The 18,255-nt window shown below is 44.2% G+C and carries 23 protein-coding genes and 1 tRNA gene; 16 read left to right on the top strand and 8 right to left on the bottom strand.

The features are described from left to right. Positions 1 to 89 precede the first annotated feature (89 nt). The 5 genes from U5L75_03015 to U5L75_02995 are packed head-to-tail and all read left to right on the top strand — an operon-like array spanning position 90 to position 4,369. Positions 90 to 701: a DUF5671 domain-containing protein gene (locus tag U5L75_03015; GenBank protein ID MDZ7726524.1), complete on the top strand. Its 612-nt coding sequence runs from the start codon at positions 90 to 92 to the stop codon at positions 699 to 701. Next, positions 698 to 1,216 carry a hypothetical protein gene (locus U5L75_03010; GenBank protein MDZ7726523.1) on the top strand — a complete coding sequence of 173 codons (519 nt, stop codon included), beginning with the start codon at positions 698 to 700 and terminating at the stop codon, positions 1,214 to 1,216. Before U5L75_03015 ends, U5L75_03010 begins: the two co-directional genes overlap by 4 nt. Positions 1,217 to 1,276: 60 nt before the next feature. Next, a complete protein-coding gene (locus U5L75_03005) occupies positions 1,277 to 2,203 on the top strand; it encodes a 5'-3' exonuclease H3TH domain-containing protein (protein ID MDZ7726522.1) in 927 nt (308 codons plus the stop codon). Further along, positions 2,184 to 3,659 (top strand): DNA polymerase, encoded by a 1,476-nt coding sequence (locus U5L75_03000; GenBank protein MDZ7726521.1) that lies wholly within the window; start codon positions 2,184 to 2,186, stop codon positions 3,657 to 3,659. Before U5L75_03005 ends, U5L75_03000 begins: the two co-directional genes overlap by 20 nt. Before the next feature lie 2 nt (positions 3,660 to 3,661). Next, a complete protein-coding gene (locus U5L75_02995) occupies positions 3,662 to 4,369 on the top strand; it encodes a hypothetical protein (GenBank protein MDZ7726520.1) in 708 nt (235 codons plus the stop codon). On the opposite strand, the gene U5L75_02990 is transcribed toward U5L75_02995, so the two are convergent. Then, positions 4,353 to 5,027 carry a VTT domain-containing protein gene (locus tag U5L75_02990; GenBank protein MDZ7726519.1) on the bottom strand — a complete coding sequence of 225 codons (675 nt, stop codon included), beginning with the start codon at positions 5,025 to 5,027 and terminating at the stop codon, positions 4,353 to 4,355. The two genes, U5L75_02995 and U5L75_02990, sit on opposite strands and share 17 nt — an antisense overlap. A gap of 379 nt (positions 5,028 to 5,406) precedes the next feature. Then, positions 5,407 to 5,479: transfer RNA gene (locus U5L75_02985), tRNA-Lys, on the bottom strand. Between the two features lie 290 nt (positions 5,480 to 5,769). On the opposite strand from U5L75_02985, the gene U5L75_02980 reads away from it, so the two are divergent. After that, on the top strand, positions 5,770 to 6,273 hold the full coding sequence (locus tag U5L75_02980) for a TrmH family RNA methyltransferase (GenBank protein ID MDZ7726518.1): 504 nt from the start codon (positions 5,770 to 5,772) through the stop codon (positions 6,271 to 6,273). Positions 6,274 to 6,279: 6 nt separating this feature from the next. Here U5L75_02980 and ruvA read toward each other — a convergent pair whose 3' ends face one another. Next, positions 6,280 to 6,849 (bottom strand): Holliday junction branch migration protein RuvA, encoded by a 570-nt coding sequence (gene ruvA / locus U5L75_02975; protein MDZ7726517.1) that lies wholly within the window; start codon positions 6,847 to 6,849, stop codon positions 6,280 to 6,282. Between the two features lie 76 nt (positions 6,850 to 6,925). Here ruvA and rpsT point away from each other — a divergent pair, with 76 nt between their 5' ends. From rpsT to U5L75_02960, 3 genes are all read left to right on the top strand, one after another. Continuing rightward, the gene (gene rpsT, locus U5L75_02970) at positions 6,926 to 7,192 is read left to right on the top strand and encodes a 30S ribosomal protein S20 (protein ID MDZ7726516.1); all 267 of its coding nucleotides are present in this window, start codon (positions 6,926 to 6,928) and stop codon (positions 7,190 to 7,192) included. Between the two features lie 933 nt (positions 7,193 to 8,125). Continuing rightward, a complete protein-coding gene (locus tag U5L75_02965) occupies positions 8,126 to 8,596 on the top strand; it encodes a hypothetical protein (GenBank protein MDZ7726515.1) in 471 nt (156 codons plus the stop codon). Between the two features lies 1 nt (position 8,597). Then, entirely contained in the window at positions 8,598 to 8,765 is a 168-nt protein-coding gene (locus tag U5L75_02960; protein ID MDZ7726514.1) for a hypothetical protein, read from the top strand. An 897-nt stretch (positions 8,766 to 9,662) separates the two neighbouring features. Here the strand turns inward: U5L75_02960 and U5L75_02955 are convergent. From U5L75_02955 to U5L75_02945, 3 genes are all read right to left on the bottom strand, one after another. Further along, the gene (locus U5L75_02955; protein MDZ7726513.1) at positions 9,663 to 10,055 is read right to left on the bottom strand and encodes a hypothetical protein; all 393 of its coding nucleotides are present in this window, start codon (positions 10,053 to 10,055) and stop codon (positions 9,663 to 9,665) included. After that, the gene (locus U5L75_02950; GenBank protein ID MDZ7726512.1) at positions 10,040 to 10,912 is read right to left on the bottom strand and encodes a hypothetical protein; all 873 of its coding nucleotides are present in this window, start codon (positions 10,910 to 10,912) and stop codon (positions 10,040 to 10,042) included. The genes U5L75_02955 and U5L75_02950 overlap by 16 nt, the downstream gene beginning before the upstream one ends. A gap of 220 nt (positions 10,913 to 11,132) precedes the next feature. After that, positions 11,133 to 11,522, bottom strand: a complete 390-nt coding sequence (locus U5L75_02945) for a hypothetical protein (protein MDZ7726511.1) — start codon at positions 11,520 to 11,522, stop codon at positions 11,133 to 11,135. Between the two features lie 196 nt (positions 11,523 to 11,718). On the opposite strand from U5L75_02945, the gene U5L75_02940 reads away from it, so the two are divergent. After that, positions 11,719 to 12,153, top strand: a complete 435-nt coding sequence (locus U5L75_02940; GenBank protein MDZ7726510.1) for a hypothetical protein — start codon at positions 11,719 to 11,721, stop codon at positions 12,151 to 12,153. 106 nt (positions 12,154 to 12,259) lie between these two features. Here U5L75_02940 and U5L75_02935 read toward each other — a convergent pair whose 3' ends face one another. Then, positions 12,260 to 12,553: a hypothetical protein gene (locus tag U5L75_02935; protein MDZ7726509.1), complete on the bottom strand. Its 294-nt coding sequence runs from the start codon at positions 12,551 to 12,553 to the stop codon at positions 12,260 to 12,262. Positions 12,554 to 12,623: 70 nt separating this feature from the next. After that, complete coding sequence (locus tag U5L75_02930) at positions 12,624 to 13,598, bottom strand: hypothetical protein (GenBank protein MDZ7726508.1); 975 nt, start codon at positions 13,596 to 13,598, stop codon at positions 12,624 to 12,626. Positions 13,599 to 14,653: 1,055 nt separating this feature from the next. Here U5L75_02930 and ruvX point away from each other — a divergent pair. Genes ruvX through U5L75_02900 form a run of 6 tightly spaced genes read left to right on the top strand, consistent with a single transcriptional unit; the run spans position 14,654 to position 18,071 of the window. After that, on the top strand, positions 14,654 to 15,058 hold the full coding sequence (ruvX, locus tag U5L75_02925; GenBank protein MDZ7726507.1) for a Holliday junction resolvase RuvX: 405 nt from the start codon (positions 14,654 to 14,656) through the stop codon (positions 15,056 to 15,058). Next, a complete protein-coding gene (gene metG, locus U5L75_02920) occupies positions 15,055 to 15,384 on the top strand; it encodes a methionine--tRNA ligase subunit beta (GenBank protein MDZ7726506.1) in 330 nt (109 codons plus the stop codon). The genes ruvX and metG overlap by 4 nt, the downstream gene beginning before the upstream one ends. A 54-nt stretch (positions 15,385 to 15,438) precedes the next feature. Further along, on the top strand, positions 15,439 to 16,554 hold the full coding sequence (pilM, locus tag U5L75_02915) for a pilus assembly protein PilM (protein ID MDZ7726505.1): 1,116 nt from the start codon (positions 15,439 to 15,441) through the stop codon (positions 16,552 to 16,554). 7 nt (positions 16,555 to 16,561) lie between these two features. Then, entirely contained in the window at positions 16,562 to 17,095 is a 534-nt protein-coding gene (locus U5L75_02910; GenBank protein ID MDZ7726504.1) for a hypothetical protein, read from the top strand. Positions 17,096 to 17,097: 2 nt separating this feature from the next. Then, a complete protein-coding gene (locus U5L75_02905; protein ID MDZ7726503.1) occupies positions 17,098 to 17,739 on the top strand; it encodes a hypothetical protein in 642 nt (213 codons plus the stop codon). A gap of 2 nt (positions 17,740 to 17,741) precedes the next feature. Next, positions 17,742 to 18,071, top strand: coding sequence for a hypothetical protein (locus tag U5L75_02900; protein ID MDZ7726502.1), 330 nt, complete (start codon positions 17,742 to 17,744; stop codon positions 18,069 to 18,071). Positions 18,072 to 18,255 lie beyond the last annotated feature (184 nt).

Below are 18,255 nucleotides of genomic sequence, written 5' to 3'. Positions count from 1 at the left end.
TAAACAGCAAAGCATTTCTTATTTTTCGTTGGTATAATTTGTGTGTGATCTGATCTGTCCGCTTATAACTTTTAAACAGCACTTTTATTATGGGCAATATACAAAACTATATTAGATCTTCCTCAAGAGACGGGAAGAGCGACGAAGAGATAGCCAACAATCTTCGAGCAGCTGGCTGGCGTGACGACGTGATCGATCAGGCGTTCATACAAGTAGCTAACGACCCTGATGGAGATCTTGAAAGATCAGAGGGAACGCGAGTCAATTTTCTTTATCTCTTGTCGTTCATTTCAGTCTATATTACCGTTTGGGCTTTTATTACAACCGCCTTTGGAGTAATTGATAGTGTTTTTAGTGTTGAGATCGGTCAAGCTGTTATGGAGAGATTGCGCTGGGGAATTGCTTCTTTGGTGGTGGTCTTTCCTGTTTTTCTTGTTACCAATCATCTTATTCGCAAAACCGTAGGAGAGGATCCCAAGGACGTCCATCTAACGGATACGCGCAAAGGACTAACGTATGTGACTCTCTTTGTGGCTACTCTTATCTTTATGATAAGCGCGATTCGTCTCGTCTATGAATTAACTGGTGGAGAATTTATCACGGCGTCCATATTTAAGATCTTAGTAGTTATATTTGTAGCTGTATCGCTTTTTGGTTATTATTTCAACGATATAAAGCTCGGTGAGCAAAACAAATCATGAACTTTAATTTAACCAGATTCGAATTCTTTTCTTTGTTCGCGGTACTCGCTGTAGTGTTGCTGGGCATACTAGCTATGGGCTCACTCTCCAACACCTCCTCTCATAGTCCTCACCGTGGGACTTCATATAACAACGCTGGAGAACTTGATCAAGAGAGAATAGAAGATATTAAAGCCATCACCAGAGCGGTCGAAAGTTTCTCTCAAGAGCATCAACGGCTACCTAACTCACTAAATGAATTAAAAAATAACTCAATATCTTTCGAAGGGTCGATCGTTGATCCTGAAACAAAGGAGCCATATCAATATAGCCAGTATAAAGACGGGTACTTTAATATCTGTGCTAATTTTGCCACTGAGTATCAAAACAACAACAGAAACCAAGCTCATGCTTTGGAGTCGGCGGATACCGCGAATGATTCAAAGGGGAATACTCATATGAACGATAAGTGGTACTACGAACCCGGAGTTTGGTGTTTTGGAAAAGAGGTAAAGACGATTCTCGGCATTAATTAATTCAAAAGACAGGTCGATAGTAACGATAATAAAAAGGTCTTTTTTTGTTACAATAGAGCAATGAAAGACACAAAAAAACGGTTGGTGCTTTTAGATACGCACGCTGTGTTGCATCGCGCGTATCACGCACTGCCGGACTTTTCTTCAAACGCGGGTGAGCCAACCGGCGCTCTTTTTGGTTTGGTTACTATGCTGTTGAAAATAATAAACGAATTAAATCCGGATTACATAGTTGCCACATACGATGTGCCCAAGCCGACTTTTCGCAAAATTGCTTACGAAGAATACAAAGGAACCCGTACAAAAACCGACGATGCCCTGGTTGATCAGATAATACGAAGCAAAGATATTTTTGAGGCTTTTTCTATTCCTATCTATGAAAAAGAAGGGTTTGAGGCGGATGATATTCTCGGAACCATTATTGCCGAATGTCCCGACTCAGAGTTAGAGATCATTATCGCTACCGGCGATATGGACACTCTGCAGTTGGTAGACGACGATAGGGTAAAGGTATACACACTGCGCAAAGGTATAAAGGACACTGTTCTCTATGACGAGAAAGCCGTGATCGAACGTTTTGGTTTTGGTCCAGAGCTTCTGGCTGACTACAAAGGGCTGCGGGGGGACGCTTCTGATAATATTCCCGGCATTCGTGGTATTGGCGAAAAAACCGCCACTAGCTTAATAGTCACCTACGGTTCTTTAGAAGAGATCTATGATGCTTTGGAAAAAAACGAGGAGGATTTTATAAAAAAGACCGGAATAACCGCTCGCATAGTTGGTCTGTTGAGGGACCAAAAGGAAGAAGCTTACTTTTCTAAAATGTTGGCCGAAATACGCCGCGACGCCGAAGTTGACTTCAAAGTTCCCGAGGCTAGCTGGAAAGAAAAAATTGATATAAACAAGGCCGAACAAATTTTTTCTGATCTTGGATTTTCGCACCCTAGGGAACCGCCTAAAGGCCTCTGTGTATGGCGACGACTATGAGGAAAACAAAACAGATGAAAAGGAGGATGCCGACGAGGAAGAAAATGATCTTACGGAAAAGGAAATAGAGGAAACAGCTATAGCTCTTTGGTTGCTCGATTCAACTAAAACCAACCCAACGGTGGATGATATACGTAACTATACAGGCAATCCTTCTTTAGTTGAGGCGCGAGAAAAGATCTTTAATGAGCTAAAGGAGCACGATCTCTATAAGGTTTTTTCAAAGATCGAGAAGCCCCTGATGTCGGTTATTAAAAAAATGGAAGAGCATGGCATCAAGCTTGATGTTGATGAACTAAAAAAGCTGTCAGAGGACTATCACACAAAAAAAGACGCTCTGGAAAAAGAGATATTCGAGATAGCAGGCACTGAATTCAACGTAAATTCACCAAAACAGCTCGGAGAGATTCTTTTCGAAAAGCTTGAAGTTTCAACCAGTGGTATTTCGAAGACCCCCTCCGGCTCGTATTCAACCCGAGAAAGCGAACTTGAAAAACTGCGCGACAAGCACCCCATAATTGAAAAAATTTTCGCATACAGAGAATTGCAGAAACTTTTGAGTACGTATATTGATGTCTTGCCGACTTTAGTGGATGAAAAGAATCGCCTCCACACAACTTTTTTGCAGGCCGGAACAACAACTGGGCGACTCGCTTCGCAAAATCCTAATCTACAAAACATACCCATTAAGACCGAGCAGGGTCGCCACATCAGGAGGGCCTTTATAGCCGAAAAGGGCCATAAGCTCCTTTCTTTAGACTATTCCCAAATAGAGCTTCGTGTTGCCGCCTTTCTTTCTGGTGATGAAAAATTGATAGAAGTTTTTAAAAACGACGGAGACGTTCATAGGGCAGTGGCGGCGCAGGTGTTTGGCGTTCCCGAAGAAGAGGTGAATAAGGAAATGCGAGGAAAAGCAAAGACCATAAACTTCGGAACTCTTTACGGCATGGGAGTAAATGCTATACGTAGAAACTTGGGCACTACCCGCGCGGAGGCGCAACAATTTTTAAATGACTATTTTTCTACCTTTTCCGGACTTCGTGACTTCTTTGAAATGACAAAAGTTTCCGCCAGGCAAAAGGGTTATACCGAGACTCTCTTTGGCAGGAAGCGTTACTTTGAAGACATAAATTCCAGCATCCCATATATACGAGCGAGTGCCGAAAGAATGGCGACGAACGCTCCGATCCAAGGTACGCAATCGGACATTATCAAGCTCGCGATGGTGGAGATAGATAACTGGATCAACAAGCAGGGACTTTCAAAGAAGTGTTATTTTGTTTTGCAAATACATGATGAATTGGTTTTTGAAGTAGAAGAAAGTGAAGTAGAAAAGTGTGCCAAAAAAATAGCTGATATTATGGAAAACATTGTTCCCCTAGAAGATACCGCGGGAATACCGCTAAGAGTTGAGGCGGCGGTCGGAGAGAATTGGATGGAAATGGAGAATATTTAGGTATGCTTTATTTTTTTTATGGCAGAAGAAGTTTTGTTAAGCCTGAATTGAAAAAGATCCGGGATGTTCTTTTGACCAAGAGACCAGATGCACTTCTTTTGTCTTTTGACGACAGTTCCGCAGAACTTGATCTCGAAGAGTTGGCTCTGGGTCGAGGACTATTCGAAACTCGCTATATTGTCGAACTGGACGGTCTTTTTTCTTCTGGAGCGTTTTCGGGGCACGAAAAAGAAGCCGTTAATAGAATGCAAGAGTCAGAAAACGTGTTCTTTGTTTTGGAAGAAGAACTTCCCAAAAAACCATATGAGACTTTGCGCAAAAACGCGGAAAAAACTCTTGAAGAAAAAAAACAAAAGAAATCACAAAAAGAATTCTCGAGCTTCTCTTTAGCGGACGCTTTGGCTAGCCGTGACAAAAAGCGGTTGTGGGTTCTTTTTAACGAGGCAGTAGAAAGGGGGTATGTACTAGAAGAAATACACGGGATACTGTTTTGGCAAATGAAAATGATCGTTCTAGCTCAGAAGACCAACTCAGCTGAAGAAGCTGGTGTAAAACAATTTCCTTACTCAAAGGCAAAAACAGCAAGCAAAAACTATTCTGTAGAAGAGGCGGAAAATGTACTGCACCAGTTAACTAGCGCTCTTGTTGATGCCAGAGAAAAAAATTTACCTCTTGAGCATACATTAGAGCGGGTCATTCTTTCTCTTTGATTGGGTCTTTTTTTTGGCCTAAGTCTCGGGTTATGAAAAAGACCGCTAGCAGAAATACCAAAACAAAAACTATCGCAATCGCCTGATATATAAGAGGAAGAGAGACGCCAAAAGCTAACGCGAAAGCCATCGGAGAAACCCCGATAAGCGTGGCAACTGAATATGGTACAAACCGTATTGGAACAAATAGTCCTATAACATAACTCATGGCGTCGGCCGGGAAAATGACGCGTGAAATGAGAACAGGCAGGAAGGTTCGCTTGCCAACGATCTTTTTTGCGGTTGCCTCGGCCGCGCTGATCGAAATGAATTTTGCTACAAACGGTCTTCCGTATTTACGCGCGAGGTAGTAGGCGATCATTGCTCCGGCTGTCCAGCCGGAAACAGACAAAAGAGCTACCGGTAAACTGCCCCAGATCTTTACCGCAAGAGGTATGAACGGAATTACCGCCATAGGCGCTAGCACAACGCTCGCTATAGAAAGCAAGAAATACAAAAGCATTCCTAAGGGTCCGTCGAGAAAAACCAGGTTTTCTATTTGTTCTCCGTATTTGTAAGAAAGTAAAAGCGCTAAAGCAAAAAGGGTAACGACAAACAGAGCACTTGTCAGCTCCTTTTTGGTAAGTCGACTTTGGCGTAATAACCGAAACACTCTCATATGCACAGTGTACACCGCCAGCTGAGTTTGGCATATAAATAAAAAAGAGCCGAAAGCAAAATCGTTTGCTTTCTCCGTGTCACCTCGCTTTTCTCGGTGCCCCGTCTAGGACTCGAATCTTACAGATTCGGTACAGGTCTCAAATCGTGCTCGCAGAGCTCCGCGCGATCTACTCGACCTTTTCTCGTCCTAGTCGAAGCAAAATCGTTGCCTCCGGTCACCTCGCTTTTCTCGGTGCCCCGTCTAGGACTCGAATCTTACAGATTCGGTACAGGTCTCAAATCGTGCTCGCAGAGCTCCGCGCGATCTACTCGACCTTTTCTCGTCCTAGTCGAAAGCAAAATCGTTTGCTTTCTCCGTGTCACCTCGCTTTTCTCGGTGCCCCGTCTAGGACTCGAACCTAGGGCCGTTTGCTTAAGAGGCAACTGCTCTACCAGCTGAGCTAACGGGGCATTTATGTTTTTATTACTATACTAATTGCTCTATTCTGCGCAAACCCATAAGCCCCTATTGCGCTCAGCTGCTAGAGTAAACTCTTCCTCCTACTTCCTGTTTCGCTACGCTCAACAACAGAAGTTTCTGCTTCGCAGAACCGGATAAAACACAAAGCAGTTTGTGTTTTATCCAGCAGAGCAACGGGGCGTTTATGTCTCTATTACTATACTAATTGTTGCGCTGCACGCAAGTTCATCGTCTGCAAGGTCGCTTGTAATTTGTTTTTTACTCTTTACAATCATAAACAATGAAAACAACAATGCCTCCTCTCTCTAACGTATCTCTTGTTCTTCACGATATTAGAAGCGTACTTAACACAGGTGCTATTTTTCGTACGGCTGAAGCGTTTGGTGTGGGGGAGATAGTCGTCTCCGGATATACACCAGGACCTCTGGATCGCTTTGAAAGAAAGAGGAACGACTTCGGCAAAGTGTCGCTAGGAGCAGAAGACTCAATTCCTTGGCGGCGAATTGGCAAGACACAGGAGGTGATAGAAACACTTAGAAGAGAGGAGAAAGAGCTATTGGTTCTGGAGCAAGACAAAAGAGCAATTGATATACGAGATCTTCGCTATTCTAAGCAAAAGAAAGAGAACATAGCTTTAGTAGTAGGAAACGAAGTCGAGGGTGTAGACCAAAAGTTCATAAAAGCGGCGGATACGATAGTAGAGATACCGATTTGGGGTAAAAAAGAATCGTTTAACGTCGCGAGCGCAGCCGCGATAGCTATTTACGCGCTCTCGGCTCAATAGAGTAGATCAAGAACCGAGTTTTTTGAGTGCCGCGCGAACTCTTTCGCTGGTTTCGGTTATGTCTTTCGGAACTTCGCGCAAGATCTCGCGGGCAGCCTGAGTTGAATATCCGAGGGTTGTCAGCGCCTCTATCGCTTCTGCTTCTTCTTTGTGCGAGCCGTTTGGAGTTGCCTCCGCTTCTCCTATCTTGCCCTTGAGTTCAAGTACTATTTTTTGTGCGTTCTTTTTTCCTATTCCGGAAACTTTTGTTAAGTACGCAGGATCGTTTTCGTGGATCGCCTGTCTGAGCTCATTTAGGGAAGCGATATTCAAAATACCCATAGCTGATTTGGGGCCAATGCCGGAAATATTTAAAAGAAGTTCAAAAAAGTCTAACTCTTCGCTATCGGCAAATCCGTATAGATCCAAAGAATTTTCTCTTACCGCCAAGTGAGTCCACAAACTCACGCTTTCTTTCTCGGCTATTGAGCTGAACGTATGGGAGGAAATAAAAACTCTGTATCCTATTCCTCCGGATTCCACCACAACCTCCTTATCGTTTACAGAGATCACACCTCCTCTAATGCTTCTTATCATACCCATATCATACAGCATCATAATATGCTTGCCAGCGCTTGCGTTCTCTTAAAAAAATTTGTAGTATTACCCGCGTATGCCAATCACCAGAGGAGCAAAAAAAGCAATACGCGTTTCGGAAAGAAAGCGTGTTTTCAACGAGCGCCGGAAGCGTGCTATGAAAAACGCGGAAAAAGAAATGCGTAAACTAATTGAAGCGGGCAAGGCAAAGGAGGCTGAAGCCAAGCTTGCCGATACATATAAAGCTATTGATAAAGCGGCGAAGCGAGGTGTTATAAAAGACAACACCGCCGCGCGCAAGAAAAGCCGCATTGTGAGATCTATTCAAAAGACCAAAGCGTAAATAAAACTTCAAATATTTAGACAAAAAACTCCACAGGAATCTGTGGAGTTTTTAGGTATACTGAAGCAAGTATAGCTTTACTCTTTAAATAAAAAAATAAATGCGACACATAACAAATGTAATACTTATAATTCTTTTAGGGTCGCTATCTGCTTTTCTTAGCGCCTTTCCGTCTTTTTGGAATCAGTATATAAGAGAGGATTGATTCGCCGGTTTTCTCCGAACACGCTTCACAGTTTTTTTCTAGCCGCGCCCCCGTTAGAGACTGCAATTGCAGTATCTTGGTCAATGTCTCTCCCGGGGCTAGTATTTGGTATCGCATTAGTTCTATTTATTTTTTTATGCTTCCGCATGCAAAGGCAGGACCTTGCTAAAGATACTCAGTGTGTTACTGGTAGCTCTACAGCTTGGTTACTTCATAGCCGCAATCTGGGTCGTTGCCGTATTGAGCTTTGCAATAGTTCACATTTCCGGCTTCGTTCTTTCTGGCCGGCTGTGGTGGGTGCTGTGCCTTAATATCTATATCTCTACAAAAGCTTATTCCTTATACACGCAAGTACGGTAACAAAACTTATCTTTTTTGGCGGACTACTAGGATTTGCTGGGTCTAGCTCCTATTTGGCCTGTCATCTGAAAGCTGAATATACTGTACTAGGCACAATGCCAGATTTATCCACATTCGTTTTTATCGCATTTTTACCTCTTTCTTATTTGGCAAATTGGCATGCTTCTCCTGATATATTTTTATGCAAACCAAAAAAGCTCCCTCCTTACCAGCAATGAAATTAAAGCAAGAAAAATAAAAAGTACATCGTGACTATGTCCCTCTCTAAAAATAGATTTAAATTGATGCAACACATACGTGCAATACATTGTTCATTGTGCTCGGGGGAAGTATTTCTGCATTCCTGAGCGCGTTTCCTACGTATTGGAATGTATATAAGAGAAGAGAGCCAAGGAAGATTTTTTGATATCGTATCGCGTCACATTTCCGTTCCAGTGCTTGAGCCTCTCGTGCAGTCACTTGGCTTTCCTGGTCTTGTGCTTGTTGGCGTATTCCTGGTGCTAGTGCGTATGTATGCACCTCTCAATATGACGTTCTTCAAGGCGGTGTTGGCAGTTGTGGTATCTACCACAGCTTATATGATCGCGTGGAGCATCGTGCTGATTTTGTCTTTGTCTCTCCTGCCATTTCTGATAACTTCTGTGGCCGGTTCGGTTGGTGCTTTCTTGCTTCTTCTTGCAATCAAACCCTTTATTCCATTGACGTCGCGTGCGGTAACCCACCTCACGTTCTTTGGGGGAGCGCTAGGTTTGTTGGGCAGCATAGCGTATGGGAGCCATGTGGATATGGCGATTTCGGCCCATTGCCGTCATTTGATGGCGGAGTTTCTCTCTTTTTAATATGGCAAATTGGTATGCTTCTCCTGATATATTTATATCGACAGTATCAGATTGGCAAAAACAAAGTGAACAGGTAATACGCCGTATTGTCTGTTCAGACGGGCTTAGTTTTCATGAGCATAAAGAAAAAACTCCACAGGACTCCGTGGGGTTTCTAGGTATACTTTAAGCATGAAAAATTATTTGTATACCAAGCTATTGTTTATCTACCTTCTTATCGCTCTTCCTGCACCGGCTAGTGCCACGATTTTGACACCTTGTTTGCCAGAGTGGCTTAGGTGGTTACCTGGCGATGAATATCCTCCTCGTTTTGTGTATGTCATTGGATGAAGATCGTGGGTTAGATCTTTTTGCATACCTAATTCCCAGCCTTGCTCCTGGTTGTCGCTGTGTACGTAGTCACTAGGCTCGCTCGAGGAAAGACAGCCAGGTCTGTGAGCGTACTAGAGAAAATTCTTGTAATAACTGGAGCCACTACACTGATAGTGTCTACTTTGTTTATTTTAGGAATGGTGTTGCTTTCCGGGCGGCGATTGATAGCGTTATAAAACAGATCTTCGATTGGATAACGCACAGCTTCAGCACACTTCGCTGCGCTTCGTGTCCTCTCGGTAGGAATCTCTCCTTACAGGAGCTGTATAGATTTCGCATCGTACTCGCTTGTCGCTTCGTGCGATATGCTCAATCTTTTCGATTCCTAGCGAAAGCAAAACTGTTTGCTTTCTCCGAGAGTCCACTCCACTCTGTTGCGTGTCCTCTCGGTAGGAATCGGTCACAAATAATTTTCCTGACGGAAAATTTTCGCGACCCCGCCTCGCGGTGCTCGCCTTTCCTTCGCTTCGCTTCGGAAAACTCGCACATCGCTGCGGCTTTCGATTCCTAACGCGAACGCCGAACAGTTTTGCGTCCTCCGAGAGTCCACTTCACTCAGTTACGTCTCCTACTCGGTAGGAATCGAACCTACATTACGGGTTCCGCAAACCCGCGTCCTATCCGTTGAACGACGAGAGGTAATACATCAGCTACTGTAGCAAAATCGCCTTAAAATTTCCAGTTACGAGAGGTGCTAGAAGCCAACTTTATCCATTATCTTCTGATGAAAAGGTACTTCTAAATTTCCTTCTTCTAAAAATTGATTTAGAAAATCACTAAGCTCGTCTAAGTCCACTTCAGGAGATATCGGAAAAGAATAGAGTGGGGAAAATACCTTTTTTGATTGTAGTAAAAGATAGGTCAACCCTTCGCCTTCCGCGATAGAGAAATGAGACAAGTTCGAGAAGGGGAGTAGAATGTCTCCGGCTTTAACACCTTTTCTGGATACGTTGAATGTGACTATCTTTGGTTTTCGCGCGGCGTAAATTGAGATGGTAAAGGCGGAAATAATGATAAGAAGGCCGAAAAGGATGTTGTTAAAAAGTATGGCGACCGCGCCTCCCGCGAGTGCTATGGTCCAGAGCACAAAATACCAATCACTGTTTTTTTCGCGAGAGTTGGTTTCCGGAGCTTGCCACTCAAAAACACGGTTTTTTCTCGCCGCGGCTCCCTGAGGGTTCTCAGGGTTTTGCTTTTTGGCTTTACTTTCTTCTGCTTCTTCTCTAGGTGCTTCTTCCATTGAGAACATTGTACCACGGGAAATATGTATAAAATAAAAGCGCGTGGATCATATCCGCGCGCTTTTATTACTGGCCCTAGATGACCTCTTACTCTGTGCTCGTATCTGTTTCTGCGCCGCCTCCTTCTGTAAGTTTGCCTCAGATCCTTCGTCTGTTGTAGTTTCTTCGCCTTCTGTCTCGCTACTCTCGTTTCTCTTGCGCTGTCAGTTTCTTCTGCGCTTTCCTCTACTGTAACAGTGAATGGTGCCGCTACAGGACTGCCGTCAACTGTAGTTGGAGCATCTACGTCCGTACCGCCACCTAGACTGAACTCGAATTCTCCCGCTACGCCGGTATCGCTGTGCAATACCGCTACCAACATTTCATTGTTGTCTATTTCTTCGTCCAGAGAAACTGCTACGCTTCTTGTTGAGCCAGCAGATACACGAGTACTGCCAATGATGTTGTTAAGTTCTCCTGCTTCATCAGCTCGATAGACCACCACAAAGCTTTCCTCGGTTGCTTCTATAGGGCCGACTACGACCTCGTTTCCAACCAAAGATTGATCAGACACTTTCAGTGAAGGCCCTTCTGTTGTAGTTTGTGTGTCTCCGTTCTCTCCATTCTCGCTCAAGTCAGTCTCTTCACCGGGCCTTGCCGCGATCACTCCTATGACTATAAGCGCGAGAATTATTAAACCAATTACCAAGTAATTTTTATTCATACGTTCAGATCTCAATTATCGTTTCTAATCTAAGTAAATTTTACGCCCTCGTTCGCCATTATAGCACCAATTCAGCGGTTATTTAATATTTAGCGGTAAAATGGCTCAAAATAGCCCAAATAAATGCTTCAATCTATAGATTGAAGCATTTATTTTCTATTATAGACAGTAAAAATACAAAGAGGCGCTCTAACTATATAGACGCGCCCTTAACTGTGCATCAGTTCTCTAGTTGTAAAAAGCTGAGCAGTTCTTCCTCGTTCGTTCCTATGTCAGAAAGGGAGAACCTGCCTTTTTGAGCCTCCTTGTATATCTGATCCACGATTCCCTTGTAGGGAGGAAAGTTATCTAGCCTAGTCTCTCCGTTCTGAGGCCTGGTCTTTTTGTAGCTATGGATCCTCTTGCGGATTAGATCAAGATTCTTCCGCGCTACTAGCATGCAACCTTTGAGCCGTAAGCGCTCGATCTCTCCTTCCTTGACTCCCAGCTCAGAAAGAGACAATTGCCCCTTGTGAGCTTCTTCGTAGAGACGTTCAATAAAGAATTCGTATTGCTCAGTGCCGAGACGTAAGCGCTCAAGAATTTTTTGACACGCACGTTTATGAAACATTTATCTGTCCTCCTATCTCTGTGATCGCCAAGTACTCAAGTGAGTCTAAGGCAATAGTAGAATAAGTATATTTCAGAGTCAAAAATAATAGCAGTACAAAAATATTTACATAAATCTATTTATTTGGTCTAATATTGCGGGGTTGAACCTTTAAGCCGAACCTACGTCGCGTGGATTCCGAAAGGGAGGACAGGATATGAAGTGGACCGAAATGAACGCAGGATCGATCAGGGGTGCCAGCAAGAGATTTTGGGACGCTCACGACAAGTTGGCAAAATTGGTTGCTGAAGCGTTGGTGTTCAACGCGGATTTTCGAAAAAATTTCGCTCGATACGCCAGACAATGCACCGGTGTTGATCTGGTCAGACTCAGTGACAAGGAGTGGGATCTTCTCGCCGATTCGAGCTCACTTGAATGCTTTGACGCAGAAGAGATGTGTACTTGGCATGATATTCCTGCCGGCATGCTCGACAAGGCAGAGAAGTGTTTTTGGGTAGAGCTTGATGATGATGCCGGCTTGGTGGTAAACCAGATCAACGGAAATCCTGACGTCGCTCAAATGATCGCCATTATGGCCCACAAGCTACTCGTTGATAGTCGCGGTGACGAGGTGGCAACCAAAGTTCCTTGAACGCGATATTGCTATAAATTAACCCCATGGAGATTTAGGTCTTCATGGGGCTTTTTGCTAACAATTAAGTTAGTCTGAAGCTCAGTTTCAGAAAAGAAAGTGAGATCTATATATCTCCCGGTTCGGGAAAACTTTCCGGTATTTCGGTTCCTTGTCCTGTGGGATCTATATCAAATATTTCTCTAGGCTGATTAAAGACGCTGAGAAGGAGAGATGCGCCGAGAGTAAACCCAATAGCTACAGCAACTATGCTCCAAATCGAAAGCCCTATAGACCAGCGGCGAAGCCCTGAAGCCGGTTCCGGGTTAGGATTTAAGCGTTTTAGGTGCTTGTAGATAATGTACATATACGCGGGTACGACAAAGGTGTAGAAGATAATAAGCGCTAGGGAAACGAGCAAAGCTAGCAAAACGAATATTAAGACGGCTACAGAGTCCAAGCCTCCTCCGTCTGAAAATAGAAAGGAATTGTTACGGCGCCAAGGATGAAGGCAACAAGGGCGGGCAAAGCAAGAAGAGCGTTCTCCCCAAGACACCGAATGTACGTTCGCGCATATACTCACGGCTTCGGACTAGAGCGGCGAAACCACGCTTGTCTTCTTCAACGGCGATATAGTACGCGAGGGAAAACCAAACTAGAAAGAGAAACGCCGGAATTATAAACGGTATACTTGCTCCTAAAATGACTAGCGCAGAAAACACACCGAGGACAAAAAGAGGCCAAGCCAACCCTGCTCCGCGTTTAATGGCGTCTCCGATAGAGGGGTGTCTGCTTTGTAGTCCAGCGAGGAAAGAGCCGGTGCTCCAATACCGAATAAACACGCTTGCGGCAAGCCCCAGAACAGATACAAGCGCCACAATGGCCATTAACACACCACCTACATTTTCAGAAGAATCACCCGCAAAACCGAACAGAACGGCGAAAGAAATACCATAGAAAAACTGTATGGCTAGTTGCGCGATAAAGCCGATAACGAAGAAAATGAGAAGTATACCTACAAGAGTCCAAAATCTTCCGGCGACATAGCGAAACGATTCCCTGAGGAGCGCGAATGGGCCGGGAAATCCGCTCGAATCGCCAGGGGTGCCTGGTTCCGGCGAAACGCTCTCTCCCGGGACGGAGTCTGGGCCTGAATGCGGTAAAGAGGGACTTGGAGCTTCTTCTTGATGCGCTTTGTCCCGTTCACTTGTCTCTACTGCTCTGAAACCACGGGCGACCTCATCGTCATTCCAGCCATTTTGAAGCAAGTTGCTTTCTATTTCAGACCTGCTCGTGCCGCGGGCGAGCTCATTTTTAATATATTGTTCTACTTCGGGTGTTGCCATAGTAAAAACTTTATTTTTAATGTCTTGTATTATATACGCTTTCGCGTGATAGAACCACGGAACTGTGGAAAATTCAAGAACTACATTGTGTCGTTTTCTTCTTTGAAACCTAAGTTTCATACGCGACATTGCTATAAATTAACCCCATGGAGATTTAGGTCTCCATGGGGTTTTCAATTGTCTATATTTATAAATATTTGTTGACAAAAAATAACCGCGTGCTACTTTCTGGAAGGAATTATTTTGGAGCTATTGGGGCGCCTTATAGACTAATTCCAGTAGCTTTTCATGTCGGCAAAAGTCACTAGTTTGGTTCGAAGTCGAGCGTATCAATTTGGAGCTAATTTAAAGTTATTGGGGCGCCGTGAATCAATTCTAATGGCTTTTTAGGTTCCGAACTCTGTTACATTCGAATTTCGAGCGAATAAAAAGTCCTTTGGTCCCAAGTCTCTCACTTGGCTTGAAGTATCTCCGGCTTCTAGCCTCGCAGCCCGCAATGTGTGCACATTGCGGGCCCTTTTGTTTATTCGACTGTGTTTCAATCTGCGAGGGTGGACTAACCCACAAGCCCGTGAGGGCGACGGTTTTCAAGACCGCTGGAATACCATCTCCGCACCTCCATTAATTGCTAGTTTTTTACTCTAGCACTGTGTGTAATGTTTATCAAATGTTCTTCCGCGTGACAATCGGCAAGTAGCTTAAATCATCTAATTGTATCTCTGTTCTTGTGGTGGACTGCAAAATTTCCACTCTATTGTGTTTACACCGTTCACATACTCCACCTTTGTGTTCAATCAATCGAATTCTTATTGATTTTTGATGTCGTACCTTATCTCTTGGGCGGTTTATTTTATATTTAATGCCAGCTCGGTGTGTGTTTGCGCAACCTCTGCTACAGGTTTTCTTGTGTGCACCAGCTAGAATTTTGGAGCCACACACAACACACGGTTGCTCTTTGCGGCATGCATAGCCAAAACAAGCCGTACTACAAAAAACACGCCCTTTGCTTTTTTGTATTGCACCAGGTCTCCTATAAACAGGATAACCACAGACTATACATTTTATGTTCGGCTTTCTTTTGTATTGCTCAGTCACTCAACCAGTATACCACACCACCGCATCAAGTAATGAGTTGCTTGTTATGAGCATAAACCGAAATATTGTAGAATGCCTTTATGAAGTTACTCGGCATAGACTACGGCACTAAAAACGTGGGCATTGCCATCACGGACGACGGCGGTTCTATGGCATTTCCGAAAGCGGTGTTAGCTAACGACCGACATTTTTTTGGTGCGTTGACCGAACTGATCGAAGGTAGTGGAGCGGAAAAGATCATAATAGGAGAATCGCACGATAGACAAGGCCAAGAGAATTCAATTATGCAGGAAATTCGCCGATTGGCGGACACGATAGGGCGAAAATTGGATCTGCCGGTTGACTTTGAGCCGGAAATGTATACTTCCGAGGAGGCAAAACGGCTTCAAGGCGAAGAGTTGGAAAAAAATAGACTGATCGACGCTTCAGCTGCTGCTATAATACTTAACAGCTATATTTCTAGAGATAAAAATAAAAATATATGAAAGAGAATATAACTTTTGACGATTTCGAGAAGCTTGATATACGAATAGGTGAGATAAAGTCCGCCGAGCGCGTAGAAGGAACCGATAAGCTGATAAATTGCGAAGTTGATTTTGGGGAGGAGAAACGGCAAATCGTCTCCGGTTTGGCGGAGTATCTTGAGCCGGAAGAAATTGTAGGGAAGAAACTTCCGTACGTACTCAATCTAGAGCCCCGCGTTATAAGAGGCGTGGAGAGCCAGGGTATGTTACTTGCTATAGCCGGTGAAAACTTCTCACTTCTTGAGCCGTCAAATGACGGTGTGCCGGCTGGGTCTAAGATAAGTTAGCAGTACACACTCGTTACTTTGTAGAGAGTGCGGTCTCACGATATACTTATAGCAATGTATAGAACCTTTAATCGTCAAATCCTATCAGAGCCAGAAGGAGGTTTCTTTTCGGCGTTCCCCGTACCTGATTTTCTGGCCATGGCGTCGCTTGGGTTTGACATCTCTGATGACTCTATAAAAGCGATAGAGTTACTTGAAGCGGCAGGAGCCTATGAAGTCGGCTTCTATGCCTCAAAGGATATACCTAAAGAAACAATCGAGGGCGGAGAAGTGCTTGATCCTACTCGCCTGCAGCGAGTAGTAGCAGAAATGCAACGCGAACATCGCTTTATTTTTGTAAAGGCTTCTTTGCCGGAACAAAAGGCGTACCTTTTTACGACTACGGTAGAAGTATCAAGGGGTACGCCTATGAGGCAAAAAATAGAAGAGCAGCTCGAAGAAAACGTACCGCTTTCTCAAGATGAAATTGTTTTTGACTATAAAATATATCGTACCTACAAGAAGAAAAACAAAACCTATAAAGACGTTCGTGTTTCAGCTATCAGTAGAACACACTCAGAATCATATATATCACTATTAAAACGTTCCGGATTACGTCCGATATCTCTAACCATAGAAGCAGAAGCGATCACGCGTGCCGTTGTGCCGGAGGGCGATAAAGACACGTATATGATAATGGATCTGGGAAAGGCTCGCACAGGTATATCGATAGTTAGTGAAGGGGTTACTCGTTATACGTATACGTCCGAAGTAGGAGGGAGCCAATTAACAGAACATATCGCGAACAAACTCAACCTATCATTTGAGGAGGCCGAAGAAAGAAAACACGCTAGCGGATTAACCGGGAAAAACGAAGAAGCGCGAATAGTAAGTGAAGCCTCTGAAGAAAAACTTGACGTTTTGGCCAAACAGATCAATGACGTGCTTCGTTATTGGCACTCACAGGTTGATGAAAGAGGAGTTCATGCCAAAAGAGTAAATGCCGTAATACTTTGCGGTGGCGGAGCTCTTATGAAGGGCCTTCCTGCCTATATACAGAATAATTTTTCGATAGAAGCGGCACTCGCTAACGTCTGGTCCAACGTTCCATTTCGCAAGCACTATGTGCCGAGTATAACCTTTGAGGATTCTCTGAGCTACGCCGCGGCTATCGGTCTAGCTCTGGAATAAAACCACTATGACAAACCTCTTAACAGCAAAAGAGAAACGGTCTGTACGTAACGAGTATTACCTGCGGGCTGTCGCTATTGCGTTAACCCTCGTATTTATAACAGTAGTTTTCGGAGTCGCCGAGCTTCTGCCATCGTATTTCTACTCCTCGGTATCTGAGAGGATCGCCCAGAACGAATTCGAGTCTTTGCAAGCTGAGGTAGCAGAAGACACAGAAAGCTTAAATGAGCTTGAGCGTACCGAGGCCTTGCTTAGTTTTATATCCGAGAGAGAAAGCGAAAGGCACCCCACGACCAGCATCATTGACGAAGCGCTTGATGCCAAGCCCGAAAATGTAGAGGTAAACAAACTCTCTTTTGAAAGGTCCAGCGGTGAGACGGTTTTTGTTGTCTCGGGAGTTGCGCCAACCAGGTCTGATTTGATCGCTTTTTCGGACGGTTTGGACCAACAGCCGAATTTTACCTCGACGAACGTACCAGCCGAGCAGTTAGCTCAAACTACAAATATCGAATTCAGCATTAGAATATCCGGAGAATTTTAACCATGCATTATTCCAGGAACATTCTCATAATGGTAATAATAGCCACGATCATAGGCGCGTCAGCGTATACGTTCGTGTTCTTGGGTGTGCGCAATACCTCCGAGAAAACAAGAGAGATAAAGGAGCAAATGTCAGAAGAGCTGGGAAAACAAGAAAGAAGCGCTTCTATTCAAGCGCTATACGAGAGAACGGATGAAGAAAGGGAAGAGTTGATGAGCCGCATTATCTCTGAAGAAAATCTAGTGAGATTCTTTGAAGAACTGGAATCGATCGGAAGTGACGCGGGTGTATCTATGGAAATCGCCAGTATAAATGAGCACGTTTCCCTGGAGCCGGTAGTGTCTACTGACGAAGAAGGGAAAGAATCCAAGCCCGAGGAACATCCGGCTTCCGATGATCTGGAGTGGTTGCAAATGGACATTTCGGCAGAGGGTTCTTGGCAGTCTGTATACAAGTTTCTTTCTTTTGTGGAGCTGATGCCGTATGTGATAGAGCTATCTAACGTACACTTGAAGTTGAGCGAATCAGCGAGGCAAGAGGCTGCCCCTTCTCCGGAAGGCGAGGGCGAGATAGAGCCTCCGCCTTTGGTCGGTCAAACCTGGGAACTAACTTTAACAGCCAAAGTTTTAAGGGTTAAAGAGTAATTATGAAAATGCCTTTCTTTAATTCGACAAAAAAATCATCCGGAGAAAAGCCTGTACAAAAGCTCAAAAGGCAGGGTATTAATCCAGAGCGTGACTGGAAGATAATCTTTGTGCTGTTTATTTTTCTCAATATTTGCCTGCTTGGTTTCCACGGGTTCCTTTTTTACAGGATCAGTGAGGGTGGATTTTTTGAAATTCCGGAGGCCGACTCTGAGATCACGGAATCAATAGATATGGAACTTCTAGAAAGTACTCTAAAAGATTTTTCCGAAAGAGAAGCAGAGTTGCTAGAAAAGGTATCGTCTCCGGATCCGGCTCCAGAGGCACGATAGGGGTTTGAGCGCGAGCTAGCTTGTGGTATTGTTTTTGTGCCTGCTTTTAGGGGTCTTCTAAGCCCTTAATGTAGGCTAAAACAGTCCGGGGGACTGTTTGAGAAGGTTCGTCAGACATTTTGCGAGATCCTGAAGTAAAATGTCGACAACCTGCACTGATCATGTAATGATCGATTCCGTAGAA

This window comes from Candidatus Campbellbacteria bacterium, from assembly GCA_034521025.1.
GTDB lineage: Bacteria > Patescibacteriota > Minisyncoccia > Phycocordibacterales > JAXHMZ01 > JAXHMZ01.
This window is presented reverse-complemented; position numbering and strand designations above follow the sequence as displayed.

Bases quoted from the DNA above. Each gene is read 5' to 3' on its own strand.
- pilM (MDZ7726505.1), top strand. From the start codon at position 15,439: ATGTATAGAACCTTTAATCGTCAAATCCTATCAGAGCCAGAAGGAGGT.
- U5L75_02940 (MDZ7726510.1), top strand. From the start codon at position 11,719: ATGAAGTGGACCGAAATGAACGCAGGATCGATCAGGGGTGCCAGCAAG.
- U5L75_02945 (MDZ7726511.1), bottom strand. From the start codon at position 11,522: ATGTTTCATAAACGTGCGTGTCAAAAAATTCTTGAGCGCTTACGTCTC.
- ruvA (MDZ7726517.1), bottom strand. From the start codon at position 6,849: ATGATAAGAAGCATTAGAGGAGGTGTGATCTCTGTAAACGATAAGGAG.
- rpsT (MDZ7726516.1), top strand. From the start codon at position 6,926: ATGCCAATCACCAGAGGAGCAAAAAAAGCAATACGCGTTTCGGAAAGA.
- U5L75_02980 (MDZ7726518.1), top strand. From the start codon at position 5,770: ATGAAAACAACAATGCCTCCTCTCTCTAACGTATCTCTTGTTCTTCAC.
- U5L75_02930 (MDZ7726508.1), bottom strand. From the start codon at position 13,598: ATGAAACTTAGGTTTCAAAGAAGAAAACGACACAATGTAGTTCTTGAA.
- ruvX (MDZ7726507.1), top strand. From the start codon at position 14,654: ATGAAGTTACTCGGCATAGACTACGGCACTAAAAACGTGGGCATTGCC.
- U5L75_02910 (MDZ7726504.1), top strand. From the start codon at position 16,562: ATGACAAACCTCTTAACAGCAAAAGAGAAACGGTCTGTACGTAACGAG.
- U5L75_02965 (MDZ7726515.1), top strand. From the start codon at position 8,126: ATGTATATAAGAGAAGAGAGCCAAGGAAGATTTTTTGATATCGTATCG.
- U5L75_03010 (MDZ7726523.1), top strand. From the start codon at position 698: ATGAACTTTAATTTAACCAGATTCGAATTCTTTTCTTTGTTCGCGGTA.
- U5L75_03015 (MDZ7726524.1), top strand. From the start codon at position 90: ATGGGCAATATACAAAACTATATTAGATCTTCCTCAAGAGACGGGAAG.
- U5L75_02950 (MDZ7726512.1), bottom strand. From the start codon at position 10,912: ATGAATAAAAATTACTTGGTAATTGGTTTAATAATTCTCGCGCTTATA.
- U5L75_02995 (MDZ7726520.1), top strand. From the start codon at position 3,662: ATGCTTTATTTTTTTTATGGCAGAAGAAGTTTTGTTAAGCCTGAATTG.
- metG (MDZ7726506.1), top strand. From the start codon at position 15,055: ATGAAAGAGAATATAACTTTTGACGATTTCGAGAAGCTTGATATACGA.
- U5L75_02960 (MDZ7726514.1), top strand. From the start codon at position 8,598: ATGGCAAATTGGTATGCTTCTCCTGATATATTTATATCGACAGTATCA.
- U5L75_02900 (MDZ7726502.1), top strand. From the start codon at position 17,742: ATGAAAATGCCTTTCTTTAATTCGACAAAAAAATCATCCGGAGAAAAG.
- U5L75_03005 (MDZ7726522.1), top strand. From the start codon at position 1,277: ATGAAAGACACAAAAAAACGGTTGGTGCTTTTAGATACGCACGCTGTG.
- U5L75_02990 (MDZ7726519.1), bottom strand. From the start codon at position 5,027: ATGAGAGTGTTTCGGTTATTACGCCAAAGTCGACTTACCAAAAAGGAG.
- U5L75_02905 (MDZ7726503.1), top strand. From the start codon at position 17,098: ATGCATTATTCCAGGAACATTCTCATAATGGTAATAATAGCCACGATC.